Annotated in this window: 9 protein-coding genes; 6 read left to right on the forward strand and 3 right to left on the reverse strand. The window is 71.6% G+C overall.

What is annotated here, in order from left to right:
• Positions 1 to 258: 258 nt before the first annotated feature.
• Complete coding sequence (rpoH, locus tag ANAE109_RS09415; RefSeq protein ID WP_012096629.1) at positions 259 to 1,182, reverse strand: RNA polymerase sigma factor RpoH; 924 nt, start codon at positions 1,180 to 1,182, stop codon at positions 259 to 261.
• A 300-nt stretch (positions 1,183 to 1,482) separates the two neighbouring features.
• Here rpoH and ANAE109_RS09420 point away from each other — a divergent pair, with 300 nt between their 5' ends.
• From ANAE109_RS09420 to rplC, 3 genes are all read left to right on the forward strand, one after another.
• A complete protein-coding gene (locus ANAE109_RS09420) occupies positions 1,483 to 2,199 on the forward strand; it encodes a sensor histidine kinase KdpD (RefSeq protein ID WP_012096630.1) in 717 nt (238 codons plus the stop codon).
• Positions 2,196 to 2,576 (forward strand): response regulator, encoded by a 381-nt coding sequence (locus ANAE109_RS09425; protein WP_012096631.1) that lies wholly within the window; start codon positions 2,196 to 2,198, stop codon positions 2,574 to 2,576. The genes ANAE109_RS09420 and ANAE109_RS09425 overlap by 4 nt, the downstream gene beginning before the upstream one ends.
• Positions 2,577 to 2,757: 181 nt before the next feature.
• Positions 2,758 to 3,468: a 50S ribosomal protein L3 gene (gene rplC / locus ANAE109_RS09430; protein ID WP_012096632.1), complete on the forward strand. Its 711-nt coding sequence runs from the start codon at positions 2,758 to 2,760 to the stop codon at positions 3,466 to 3,468.
• Positions 3,469 to 3,597: 129 nt separating this feature from the next.
• On the opposite strand, the gene ANAE109_RS09435 is transcribed toward rplC, so the two are convergent.
• Both ANAE109_RS09435 and typA read right to left on the reverse strand, forming a co-directional pair.
• Positions 3,598 to 4,995, reverse strand: coding sequence for a hypothetical protein (locus ANAE109_RS09435; protein ID WP_041448241.1), 1,398 nt, complete (start codon positions 4,993 to 4,995; stop codon positions 3,598 to 3,600).
• Between the two features lie 275 nt (positions 4,996 to 5,270).
• Entirely contained in the window at positions 5,271 to 7,121 is a 1,851-nt protein-coding gene (gene typA, locus ANAE109_RS09440) for a translational GTPase TypA (RefSeq protein WP_012096634.1), read from the reverse strand.
• A 169-nt stretch (positions 7,122 to 7,290) separates the two neighbouring features.
• Here typA and ANAE109_RS09445 point away from each other — a divergent pair, with 169 nt between their 5' ends.
• From ANAE109_RS09445 to ANAE109_RS09455, 3 genes are read left to right on the forward strand one after another with little or no spacing between them, the layout of a single operon-like run.
• Positions 7,291 to 10,626: a response regulator gene (locus tag ANAE109_RS09445; RefSeq protein ID WP_012096635.1), complete on the forward strand. Its 3,336-nt coding sequence runs from the start codon at positions 7,291 to 7,293 to the stop codon at positions 10,624 to 10,626.
• Entirely contained in the window at positions 10,623 to 12,425 is a 1,803-nt protein-coding gene (locus ANAE109_RS09450; RefSeq protein WP_012096636.1) for an ATP-binding protein, read from the forward strand. Before ANAE109_RS09445 ends, ANAE109_RS09450 begins: the two co-directional genes overlap by 4 nt.
• Positions 12,426 to 12,428: 3 nt before the next feature.
• A complete protein-coding gene (locus ANAE109_RS09455) occupies positions 12,429 to 13,376 on the forward strand; it encodes a hypothetical protein (RefSeq protein WP_012096637.1) in 948 nt (315 codons plus the stop codon).
• Positions 13,377 to 13,385: the final 9 nt, after the last annotated feature.

Here is a 13,385-nt window from a genome sequence, read left to right on the forward strand (position 1 = left end):
GAGCGGAGCCTCGGTGACACGGGTAGGGCGGGATGGGTGGCTGTGCCCGTGAGCAACTCCCGTTCGTCCCGAGCGTAGGGTGCGCGATGCGCGCCCGAAGTCGAGGGACGAGCAGGGTGACCCGGGTCCGCCCAAACGCGAGCGGCCCGAGGCGAGGCGCCCGGGCCGCGAATAGCCTTCTTCCACTCAGGCCAGACGGATCCGCTCACCCTGACCCCTCGACAAGCTCGGGGGAAGGGTGAGCGGTGCGGGAAGGCGCTACGCCAGCGCCGCGTCGTCGATGTCGATCGGTCTGCCGTCCGTCGGGTAGTCGATCTCCGCCGCGAGCGCGTGCAGCTCCTGCTTCAGCTTCTCCTTGGCGCGGATCTCGAGCTGGCGCGCGCGCTCGCGGGAGAACCCGAAGTGCTCGCCCAGCTCCTTCAACGTGAGCGGGCGATCGCTCATGACGCGCTGCTCGATGATGTACCGCTCGCGCTGGTCGAGCCGCGCGAGCGCGGCGGTGACCTTGGCGGAGACGATCTGCTGCTCCTCGGCGTCGGAGAGCTCGTCGTCCTGCGCCGCCGACTTCGCGGCCACGAAGTCGATGTGGGAGTAGCCGCCGTCGTCGCCCATCGGCGCGTCGAGGGAGAGATCGCGGCCGTCCATCCGCTGCTCCATCTCCTCGACCTCGGCCGGCTTCACGCGGAGCTTCTTCGCGATCTTGCCCTTGTCCTGCGCGTCGGAGTCGCGGCCGTGCTCGACCGACATCTTGTCGAGCTCGCGCTTGGTCCGCGCGAGAGAGAAGAACAGCTTCCGCTGTGCCTGGGTCGTCCCCAGCTTCACGAGCGACCACGACTTGAGGATGTAGTTCTGGATGTACGCCCGGATCCACCAGACGGCGTAGGAGATGAGTCGGATCCCCTTGTCCGGGTCGAACTTCTGGACCGCCTTCATCAGGCCGATGTTCCCCTCCTGGATGAGGTCGGCCATCTTGAAGCCGTAGGAGCGGTACTCGTAGGACACCTTCACGACGAAGCGCAGGTTGGCCGTGACCAGCCGGTGCGCCGCGCGCGTGTCGCCCTCGTCCCGGAACAGCCGCGCGAGGCGCTGCTCCTCGTCCACCGTCAGGAGAGGAAAGCGATTGATCTCCGATAGATACAGCTCGAGGGAGCTGGTGGTCGTCGGGATCGCGATGCGCTTCATTCGGCCTCCGGAAGTCTGCCTAGTGACGGGGGCGGAAGAAAGCAACGGGTATGCCGCAACGGGGCTATGGAAAATCTTTCGCAATTCCAATGGGTTGACAGTCAGGAAAGGAGCCGCTTGGATAGCATCCGGCTGTAAATATGACCGGAGTCGCGCGAACCCCTGGCCCTGTTGGGCTTTTTGGCTGTAATTCCTGCAACGAAAACTTCCGGGTGGTTGCAACCCCCACTTGCGGACGGCATAGGGGGGACCCACGTTGAGGTCGTACGCTCGTCGGGATGGCGGCTAGGCAGGTGGAAAGTGGAGCGCGAGCAAGCTGAACAACCCGAGACCGGCCGGAGCCGGGAAGCGGACGCGAACGACCGGAGCGGCTACCTCGGCTTCGTCGCTCATGAGGTCCGCAACCCCCTCTCGACTGCCCTCTGGACGGCCGAGCTGCTCACCCGCATGTCGCCCGAGGAACGCGGCGGTGCCCGGGGAGACAAGCTCTCCGCGATGTGCCTCCGGTCGCTGTCCCGCGTCCGCCAGCTCATCGAGGACCACTTCCTTTGTGAGCGCCTGGACGTGGCCGGAATCCCCGTCCGCGCAGAGCCGCTCCGCGTCGGCGAGCTCATCGACGGCTTGCTGGAGCGTCGCGCGGCCGACGCCCCACCGGTCTCCGTCGAGCTCGACGAGCCGCTCGCGGTCGCAGCCGATCGCACGCTGCTCGAGCGCGCAGTGGAGGCGCTGCTCGCCGTCGCCGGCAGCGAGGGTACTCCAGTGCGCGTGGTCGTCCGGCCCGACGGGGAGGGGCGGGTGTCGCTCTGGTTCTCCGGACACGCGCCGGGACCGGCCGGCCTCGAAGACCCGCGCAAGGGCTCGCCCAGCGATCCGAAGGGAAGGGCGCTCGCCCTGCCGGTCGCGCGACGGGTGGCGGCGGTGCTGCGCGGCGCGCTCGCGGTGTCCGAAGGGGACTACGTCCTCACGCTCCCGCGGGCGGCATATACTGCCGCGCCGGAACCCTCCTTGGAGCCATGAGCCTGCCCCTCGTGCTGGTCGTCGATGACGACCCGGACATCCTCGAAGCGATCTGCGACATCCTCGAAGGCGAGGGTTATCGCGTGGCGCGCGCCCGTCACGGCGGCGAGGCGCTCGAGCGGGTCGCGGCCGAAGAACCCGCCATCATCCTCCTGGACCTGATGATGCCGGTGATGGACGGGCTCGCCTTCGCCCAGGCGCTCCGGCAGCTTCCGGAAGGGCAGCGGATTCCCATCGTCGTCATCTCCGCCGACGGGAACCCGCAGCGCGCCGCCTCGATCGGAGCCGTCGGCTATCTCGCCAAGCCCTTCGACATCGACGCCCTGCTCGCGCAGGTGGCGCAGACCACCTCGGCGTGCGCCTCGGCGGGAGCGTAGGGAAAGCCGCTCCTCCCGCGCGGTCTGGCGAATGAGAGCGGGAGCGAGGGCGCCCGAAACCCCCGGCAGTTCGCGGTGTTCGCTTGACTTCCCGCGCCGGCGCGGGTAGAAACCGCCCCTTTCCAACGGCACGTCCTCCGCGGCCAGACGCGACGCGCGGCGGACCAATGCGAGGTGACACATGGCGACTGGGCTTCTCGCGAAGAAGCTGGGCATGACGCAGATCTTCACCGCCGAGGGCGACTGCATCCCGGTGACGGTGCTCGAGGCGGGCCCCTGCACGGTGGTGCGCCGCAAGACGGCGGAGAAGGACGGCTACGACGCCGTCGTGATCGGCTGGGGCGAGGTGGACGAGAAGCACGCCCACCGGCTCACGAAGCCCGAGGTCGGGGTCTTCAAGAAGGCCGGCACCCCGGTCTTCCGGCACGTGAAGGAGATCCGCGTCAAGGACGCGAAGCTCCTCGGCGAGCTCAAGGCGGGCGACGTCCTCACCGTCGACAAGGTCTTCAAGCAGGACCAGCGCATCGACGTGGCCGGCGTGACGAAGGGCCGCGGGTTCACCGGCGTCATGAAGCGCTGGAACATGCACGGCGCCGCGCGCGACTCGTCGACGACGCACGAGCACCACCGCCACGTCGGCGCGATCGGTCAGCGCAAGACGCCCGGCAAGGTGTGGAAGGGCAAGCACCTCCCCGGCCACTACGGCGTCGACAACGTCACCATCCAGAACCTCACCATCGTCGGCGTGGAGGCGGACAAGAACCTCCTCCTCGTGAAGGGCGCGGTCCCGGGCCACAACGACGGGCTCCTCTTCGTGAACACGGCCGTGAAGGGCCAGCCGCGCGTGAAGAAGGTGCAGGAGGTCCGCGCGCGCGCCAAGCCGAAGGTCTAGCCGACCTCCGCGGCTCGCACGGGCCTGGAACACGAACGCCGCTCCGGGGAACCGGGGCGGCGTTTCCATTTCGCTTCGGCAGCCTGCGTGACTCGCGCTCGAGGCCGGTTAACACCTCGTGAGGCGAGTTCAGCGGGAAGAGTCGACTCGATACAGCCACCACATCCCGGAGCGCGCCTCCAGGCGTACCGGTTTCGTCGCATCGTGAAACAGGGATCGGCCCATGTCGGTGGGCGAGCGGACGATGAAGTAGTCGTACCATCCGTCACGCTCCCAATTGAACGAGTCGGGCTGCAACGCGAGCGCCTCGGTCGCGATCGGGCGGCTTGCCGTCGGGGCGTGTCGCGCGAGCTCCGGGTAGCAGCTCGCGAAGGAGTACCCGAAGGCTCCCCCTTTCTCGGCTTGGTACCACGCTGCCATGTGCTGGTGAGGCGCTGCGGGGACGGCGGCGCTCGCGCCAGAGAACATGAGGCCAAGTACGTTCCGCCGCGGCTCCATCCGCGCCAGGAGGTCGTCGATCCCCGCCGCTTCCTCGTCGAAGGCGTGGAACCGCGCGGTCAGGACGACCATCCATCCCACGACGAGCGCGACGAGGGCCGCGTGCCCCCATCGCGAGCGCCTGGGGTTGGCCGCTCCATTCACCGCAAATAGACAAAAGGGCACGAGGAACATCGCGAAGCGCTCCGCCACCAGGGCGATGTCGGCTACCCGCGTCGGCCCGAGCTGGACCACCGCGAGCGCTGCGACGCCCGGTACCCATCGAGCGGGGTCACGGGAGAGGCGAGGACGAGTCGCCACCACCGCAGCGAGCATCAGCAGCAGGGCTGCCACTTCCAGCCAAGAAACGCTCAGACGGATCGGCGGACGAGGACCGAGAACCAACATCGGGAACTGGAAGAGCCGATGGAGATCGACTCCCCACGCGTGCGGCCAGTTGGACTGCGGCTCGCGCGAGTGAGTCCAGGCGGCCCAACAGAGCGCGACCATCAGCGCTGCGGCGAGCGGCACGGCGCGACGAACGAACCCGTGCAGGCCCCGCGCTCGTAACGCGATCATTCCGGCTGCCGTCGCGCCGCAGATCCCGAAGACGAGCGCATGCGCGAAGAACAGGAGGACGGCGGATGCGCCGACGGCGATGCCGAGACTCCGCGTCGGAAAGCTCGCGTACTCGTAGGCCAGCGCGACGAATAGGATTCCGAGCGGCACAGCCACCAGGAAGTTCAGGAATCCCCAGTAGAACGCGAACCCGAACGCCGCGGGGAACCCCAGCAGCGCCCAGTAGCGGTCGCCACCAGTTCGGCCGAGCAGTACGTGCATCGAGAGCGGGATCGCCAGCACCGCCGCGGTCACAACCAGCTTGATCGCGTTGAGGACGCCCGTGAACTCCGCCAGGCATCGCGCCAGGGCATATCCAACGAGATAGGGAGTGAACCAGTTGAGCTCGTACTCTTTCGCGAAGCCGTAGCTCGGGTCGTCCAGGTGCATCCAGATCGAGATCTGCGCCGCATGCTGCGGCAGATCCGTCATCGGGAGGTACTTGACGCTCCAGAGCGGAACGAGCGCCGCTGCGGTACACGCCGCGAAAGCGATCCAGTATGCGGAGATCCGCCTCGGGGACGAAGCCGGGAGCTCTCGCGGCGGACGAGGGTCGTCCGGTGTGCGGGAAGGGATTGGTTCGAGAGCTGCGGAGCTAGGGCGCACCGCGCGACACTAGCACGCGCCCGATCGGCAGCCACTCGGGCCTGCTCCGCGTCAAATGATCTGGCGCCGAACGCCCTGCCCGTAGGCCGGAAACAAGAAGCTCACGCCTGCGCCGACGCCGCGCCCTTCTTGCGGTCGCGCTCGATCTTGTAGCGCACCGTCGGGTCGAGGAACTTCTTCCGCAGCCGGATGGACTGCGGCGTCACCTCGACCAGCTCGTCCTCGGCGATCCACTCGAGCGCCATCTCCAGGCTCATGTCGCGCGGCGGCGTCAGGATGACGTTCTCGTCCCGCCCGGCGGCGCGGATGTTCGTGAGCTTCTTCTCCTTGGAGATGTTGAAGTCGAGGTCGTTGTCGTGGCTGTGCTCGCCGACGATCATGCCGGCGTACACCTTGTCGCCCGGCTTCACGAACAGCGCCCCGCGCTCCTGCGCGTAGAAGCAGGCGTACGCGATCACGTCGCCGATCCGGTCCGCCACGATGGCGCCGCTCTTGCGCTTCTCGATGCGCCCCTGCCACGGCTCGTAGCCGTCGAACTGCGAGGACATGATGCCCTCGCCGCGCGTGAGCGTGAGGAACTCGCCGCGGAAGCCGATGAGGCCGCGGGCCGGCACGCGGAACTGGAGGCGGGTGCGGCCGGAGCCGAGCGGCTGCATGTCCACCATGCGGCCCTTGCGCGAGCCCATGCTCTGGGTGACGCCGCCGACGCCGTCGTCGGGCAGGTCGCAGACGAGCAGCTCCATCGGCTCGTGGACCTCACCCTCGATGGTCTTGAGGATGGGCTCGGGGTTCGAGACGGTGAGCTCGTACCCCTCACGGCGCATGTTCTCGACGATCACCGCGAGCTGGAGCTCGCCGCGGCCGACCACCTTGAACGCGTCCGGCGTCTCGGTGTCCTCGACGCGGATGGAGACGTTCTTGTACGCCTCGCGGTAGAGCCGCTCGCGGATGTTGCGGCTCGTGACGTACTTGCCCTCCCTGCCGGCGAAGGGCCCGTCGTTGACCTTGAAGACCATCGACATGGTCGGCTCCTCCACGCTGATGCGGGGGAGGGCGACCGGGTTCGCGGGGTCCGCGATGGTGTCGCCGATGCCGATCTCCTCGGCGCCGGCGATGCACACGATCTCGCCCGGGCCGGCGTCCTTCACCTCGACCCGCTTCAGGCCGTCGTACGCGTAGAGCCGGACCACCTTGGCCGGGACGATCTTGCCCTCCTCGCGCATGACCGCGATGGCGTCGCCCTCGTGCAGCACGCCCGAGGCGATGCGCCCGATGGCGAGGCGCCCCACGTACTCGTCGTAGTCCAGGTTGTCGACCAGCATCTGGACGTGGGTGCCGTCGCCGCCGGGGGGAGGCGGGACGTGGGTGAGGATCGCGTCGAAGAGCGGCTTGAGCGACTCGGCCTCGAACGCGCCCTGGACGGTGTGGGCCGCCTTGCCCTCGCGGGCGATGGCGTAGATGACCGGGAAGTCGATCTGGTGCTCGTTCGCGCCGAGGTCGATGTAGAGCGAGTAGACGAGGTCGAGGACCTCCTTCGCCCGGGCGTCCTGCCTGTCGACCTTGTTGACGACCAGCACCGACGGCAGGCCGAGGGCGAGCGCCTTGGACAGCACGAAGCGCGTCTGGGGCAGGGGCCCCTCGGCCGCGTCCACGAGCAGGAGCACGCCGTCCACCAGCCGGAGCGCGCGCTCGACCTCGCCGCCGAAGTCGGCGTGGCCGGGCGTGTCCACGATGTTGATCTTCACGCCCTTGTAGGTGACGGCGGTGTTCTTCGCGAGGATGGTGATGCCCTTCTCGCGCTCGAGGTCGTTCGAGTCCATCACCCGCTCGACGAGCTGCTCGTTCACGCGGAAGACGCCGGCCTGGCGCAGCATGAAGTCGACGAGGGTGGTCTTGCCGTGGTCGACGTGTGCGACGATGGCGACGTTGCGGATCTGCTCGCGGGGGGTCATGTAGGACTCTTTGCGTAAAAGGCCGGGACTTATAGTCGTTTCGCGACGCGCAGGGCAAGCGAAACCGCGATGTCGGGCGATAGCGGATAAATCGGACGCTCGCCTGCCGCGTGGTAGGATGGCGGCGGTTCAGCAACTTTTTCTCCTCGCCGGGGGGCGCGGTCAGGGAATGCCGCACGTCATCCTCTTCGTGGACGACGAGCCGGAGGTCCTCGGCCTCCTGCGGCGCACGTTCTCGCCGCAGGACGGCTACGAGGCGCTGACGGCTGGCGGCGCGGAGGAGGCGCTGCGGATCCTCGCCGAGCGCGAGGTCGATCTCCTCGTCACCGACCAGCGGATGCCCGGCATGACGGGCGTCGAGCTGATCGCCGAGGCGCGCCGGCGGCGGCATGACCTCTGCGCCATCCTCCTCACGGCGTACACCGAGCCGGAGGAGCTCGTCGACGCGATCAACCGCGGCGAGGTCTACCGCTACCTCGTGAAGCCGTGGGAGAGCGCCGATCTCCGCCAGACGGTGGTCCGCGCGCTCGAGCAGGTCCAGCTGAAGCGCGAGCACGCCCGGGCCCTCGCCGAGGCGGAGCGCCGGCTGCAGACCCTCGAGGTCGCGGCGGAGGTCGCCCGCGACGCGAGCACCGCCGAGAGCCACACCCGGCTGCTCGAGCAGGTGGTCGAGCGGCTGCCGCGCGTCGTACCGTGCGACGTCGCCGCCGCGCTGTTCGCGCCGGCCGGGACCGCCCCGGTCCTCCTCCTCCGCCCCGTCGCCCGGCTCTCCGATTCGGCGCTCCTCCAGGTGAAGGAGGACGCGCTCGCCGCGTACGCCGAGCACGCCGGCAACCGGCTCGCGGAGTCCACGCTCCAGATCCGCGTCCTCGGCTCCGCCGGGCGGGCCAGCACGTTCGGCTCGCGGCTCGCCGTGCCGCTCCAGGTCGACGGCGTGACGGCAGGGGTGGTCCTCCTGCAGAGCATGGCGACCGGCGCGTTCGGGCCCGGCGACGCGCGCGTGCTGGACGTGTTCGTGAACGAGCTCGGCGCGGCGCTCCGGGCCTTCGGCGCCAAGCACGCGGGCGAGCGCCACCGGCTCGAGCGGGTGGTCGAGTGCATGGCCGACGGGCTGCTGTTCGCCGCCACCGGGTCGGACGAGGTGATCGCGAACCCCGCGGCGCGCCGCATGCTCGGCGCTGCGCTCGATGGGCCGCTCCCGGTGCGCTGGCTGAAGGACGCGCTCGGCTTCTACCCGTTCGACCTGGTGCGCGGCATCGAGCCGGATCCTTCGGGCCGCGCCTTCGTCCAGGAGGAGGTGCATCTCCTCGACCGGACCCTCTCGTCGATCGTGTCCCCCGTCGCGGAGGCCGACGGGCGGCTCGCCGGCGTGGCCATCGCGCTGCGCGACGTCACCGAGCAGAAGCGGCTGGAGGAGCGGAAGGAGGAGTTCGTCCAGGTGATGAGCCACGAGCTGCGCTCGCCGCTGACGTCCGTCACCGGCGCGCTCGACCTCGTGCTCTCCGGCCTGGCGGGGCAGCTCGAGCCGAAGCAGGCGCGGTACCTGCGCATGGCCCGCGAGTCCACCGAGAAGCTGAACGGCCTCGTCGACGACCTCCTCGATCTCGCCCGGCTCGCGAAGGGCAAGCTGCAGATGGAGCCCGAGGTGACGAGCCTCGACGAGCTCGTGCGGGCCACGGTCGAGCGCTACCAGCCCGCCGCGGCGGAGCGGGGCCAGGAGGTGGCCGTCGAGACGCCGCCGGCCTCCGTCCGGATGGTGGCCGATCCGGCCCGCGTCGGCCAGGTGCTCTCGAACCTGCTCACGAACGCCATCAAGTTCGCGCCGGAGAACAGCGTCATCCGCGTGCGGCTCTTCCGCTCGCCGGCGCTGCCCGGGATGCTCGGGCTCTCGGTGTGGAACGCGGGCGAGGCGATCTCCGAGCCCGACCTGGAGCGCATCTTCGAGAAGTTCGAGCAGGCGCGCAGCGATCGCAACCGGCGCGTGCGCGGCACCGGGCTCGGGCTCTCGATCTGCCGCGGCATCGTGGAGGCGCACGGCGGCGCGATCTGGGCGGAGAGCCCGGGCGACGGCGTGCGGTTCGTGGTGGTGCTCCCCGAGGAGGCGCCGGCCGCCCCCGCCGAGCGCGCTCCCCTGTCCCCCGAGGCGCCGCTGGTCCTCGTCGTCGACGAGCCGGACGCGGCCACGCTCGCGCGCGGCGTCCTCGAGGCGCGCGGCATGCGCTGCCACGCCACGAGCGATCCCCACGAGGCGCTCGCCCAGGCCCGCCGCCGCCGCCCGCGCCTCGTCGTCTACGATCCGCGCGTGGTCGCGCTCGCGGGGGTGCCGCTCGCCGACATCCTCCGGCACGACGCGGAGACGCGGCAGGCGGCGGTGCTCGCCTTCGCCGACCCCACCCAGCGCGAGGCGGCGTTCCGCGCCGGCGCCGAGGCGTTCGTGCCGAAGCCGTCCCCGCCGTCCGTGTTCGCCGCGTCCGCCGAGCCGCTGCTGCGACGCGGCCGGCCGGCCGGGGGCCGCGTCCTCGTCGTGGACGACGACCCGGGCACCCGCGCGATCTCCGCCGAGGTGCTCGCGAGCCAGGGCTACGAGGTCCTGGAGGCGGACACGGCCGCCGGCGCCCGCCGCCTCGTCCAGGAGAAGCGGCCGCAGCTCCTCCTCGTGGACGTGCAGCTCCCGGACGCCAACGCCTTCTCGCTCCTCGAGGGGCTCGCCGAGGAGCGCGCCTCCGATCCCTTCGCCGTCGTGTTCCTCTCGGCCCGGGGCGAGACGGCCGACAAGGTCCGGGCGCTGCGGCTCGGGGCGGACGACTACCTCACGAAGCCGTTCGACGCCCAGGAGCTGGTCGCCCGCATCGACGCGGTGCTGCGCCGGCGCGAGGCCACGCTCCACGCCTCCCCGATGACGCGCCTGCCGGGAGGCCGCGCGATCGATCAGGAGGTGGAGCGCCGCCTCGGGGGCCGCATCCCGTTCGCGCTCACCTACGTCGATCTCGACAACCTGAAGGCCTTCAACGACACGTACGGCTACGCGAAGGCGGACGGCGTCATCGTCCAGACGGCCGGGATCCTCCGCCACGCGGTCGCCGAGCACGGCGGCGAGGGCGCCTTCCTCGGGCACATCGGCGGTGACGACTTCGTGGTGCTCACCGCGCCGGAGCGCGCCCAGTCGGTCGCCCGCGAGGTGATCACCACCTTCGATCGGGTGATCCCGCTGTACTACGACCGCGAGGACCGGGAGCGCGGCTTCATCGAGGCGGCCGATCGCTACGGCACCCCGCGCAAGTTCCCGATCCTCTCGGTCTCGATCGCGACCGTGACGGCGCCGCCGGGACGCTGGGGCGCGCACGTCGACCTGGCGCGGGCGGCCTCCGAGCTGAAGGAGAAGGCGAAGCGCACGGCGGGCAGCGTCCACCTCGCCGACGACGGCGTCGTCGCAGCCGGTGAGCCCGGCCCGCGTCCGCTGCTGACTCCGGTCGCGGGCGGCGGTGGAGGCGGAGCGGCGGCATGACGCTGCAGCGGAAGCTCGCGCTCTTCCTCCTGGCAGCGTCGCTCGCACCGGTGGTCGGAGTCGGCTTTCCCATCCTCGGGTGGGCGCAGCGGGAGCTCGGCCGGCGCGCCTCCGCCGAGCACCTCGCGCGCGCCCGCTCGGGCGCAGCGAGCATCTCCGCCGATCTCGCGCAGGTGGACGCGACGCTCTCGACCGTCGCCGAGAGCTGGCGGCCCGATCGCCTCGACGAGGCGGACCGGCGCGGGCTGCTGCTCGTCCTCTCGCGCCAGCTCCCCGCGGTCGAGGCGAGCGCGATCGTGGACGGCGAAGGGACGACCCGCGCCCTGCTCTCGACCCGCGGCGGCGCGGCGGAGGAGGGATTCCTCGCGGCCGTGCGCGCGGCGCGCGAGGGCACGGGACGCGGCCTCTCGCTGCACGCCTACGAGGAGGCGGGAGGCGGCGTGCGGCTCGCCGCGGTGCGAGCGATCCCGGCGGCGGACGGGGGGCGGTGGCTCGTCGCCGTGCGGCTCGGGACCTCGGTCGTGCAGCGGCGGCTCGACGCGGCGGTCCCCGAGGACGGCGCCGCCTACCTCGCGAGCGGCACGCGCCTGCTCGTCACGTCCGTACGGGCGGAGCCGCTGACGGAGGCGGCCCGGGGCGAGCTCGCCGAGCGGATCGACCGGAAGCGCGCGGGCGCGCTGCTGGGCAGGAGCTCCCTCGCGGCCTGGGCACCGCTCGCGGCGGCGCCGGGATGGAGCGTCGTCGTCGGGGTCCCGGCCGAGGTGGCCTACGCGCCGATCGTCGGGCTGAGGCACGCCGCCCTCACGGCGTGCGCGCTCGTGGCGCTCGGGGTGCTCGCCCTCTCGGCGCTCCTCGCGCGGCGGATCAGCGCGCGGGTCGCCCGCATCGACGCGGCGGTGCGCGCCCTCGGCGAGGGGGAGGTCGAGGTCCGGCTTCCGGAGGAGGGGCGCGACGAGATCGCGGCGGTGTCCCGGACGTTCAACGCCATGGCGGAGGAGCTCGGGTCCGCCCGGGCGCGCCTGGAGCGCTGGAACGACGACCTGCAGCGCGAGGTCGACGCGCGCACGCGCGAGCTCCGCGAGGCGCAGGCGCAGCTCCTCGAGGCGCAGAAGCTCGCCGCGATCGGTCAGCTCGGCGCCGGCGCGGCCCACGAGATCAACAACCCGCTGACCGGGATCCTCGGCAACGCCCAGCTCCTGCTCGAGGCGATGCCGCGGAGCAACCCGGATCGCGAGTCGGTCGAAAAGATCGAGGCGCTCGCGCGCCGCTGCCGGGACATCACCCAGAAGCTGATCCGATTCAGCCAGCAGCGCGCCGAGCCCGACTTCCGGGAGCTCGACGCGAACCGGGTCGTCGCGGAGGCGCTCGCGCTCGTGGACGGGCACCTCCGCGCCGGGGGCATCCCCCTCGACGTCTCGCTCGCCGAGCCCTCCCCCCGCGTGAAGGGCGACCCCGGCCACCTCGCCCAGGTCGTGCTGAATCTGCTGTCGAACGCGCGGACGGCGTGCGCCGGCAGGCCCGGCGCCGGGATCCGGATCGCGACGCGGCGCGCCGGGGGCGACGTCGAGATCGTGGTGAGCGATGGAGGTAAGGGGATCGCCCCGGAGCACCTGCCCCGCATCTTCGAGCCGTTCTTCACGACGAAGGACCAGTGGAGCAACGTCGGGCTGGGGCTCTCGGTGTCGTACCGGATCGTCGCGGAGCACGGCGGCCGGATCGACGTGGAGAGCCGCGCGGGGGAGGGGAGCACGTTCACGGTGCGGCTGCCGGCGGCGTCCGCGGCGGCGACGGCGGCATAGGCCATGGACGAGCGGCGCGATCGGATTCGGTTCTGGGCGATCGTCGCGGCGCTCCTCGCCGCGGTGGGCGCGGCGTACGCGCTGATCCTGGGGCCGCCTCCGGGCGAAGGCGAGGCGGTCGTGATCCTCGCCGACGACCCGTCCCCCGCGCCCGTGGCGCCAGGCGCCGCACCGGCAGCGCCGCTCAGGCTCGCCGTCCTGGCGGTCGACGGCGACGTGTCGCTGGTCCGCAACGGCGCCGCCGTGCCTGCGCGGGCGGGCGATCCGCTGCACGAGGGGGACGCCGTCGTCACCGGCGCGGTCGCGCGCGTGGAGGTCGCAGGCGCGACCTACACCGCGGAGCTCGAGGAGCTCGGGCGGCTCGAGGTCGGCGCCTCGTCGGCGGGGCTCTGCCGGCTCCGGCTCGAGGGCGGGCTCCTGTCGGCGCGCATCGCGCAGGCGGCGCTCGAGGTCGCGGGACCGCCGGGCGCGACGGTCCGGAGCGAGGGCGGCGCGCTCTCCGTCGGGCGGGATGGGGAGTCGATGTCCGTCGCCGTGAAGGAGGGCGGCGCCGCGCTGCGTGCCGCCGGCATCGCGGTCACGCTGGGCGCGGGGCAGCGGTCGATGGCGGCCGGCGGCCATCCACCGGCGGCTCCCGCGCCGGTCGCCTCGCAGCTGTCGCTGGAGGTGGAGTGGCCTGCGGCGGGGCGGACGAAGGAGGCGCGACCGGTCGTGACGGGCCGCACGGCGCAGGGCGCGATGGTGGTGCTGGGCGCCGAGCGCGTGAAGGTGGAGCCGGACGGGAGCTTCGCGCACCCGGTGGTGCTGCGCGAGGGCGAGCAGCGCCTGAGCGTGCGCGCCCGTGACGTCGGCGGCCTCGAGGCGAGCGCGGAGAGCCCCGTGCTGATCCTCGACACGCGCGCCCCCGCGGCGAGGTTCGACACGCGCGGGCTGTGGAAGAGGAAGCGCTGAAGCGGCATT

The sequence above is a fragment of the Anaeromyxobacter sp. Fw109-5 genome (assembly GCF_000017505.1).
Lineage (GTDB): Bacteria > Myxococcota > Myxococcia > Myxococcales > Anaeromyxobacteraceae > Anaeromyxobacter.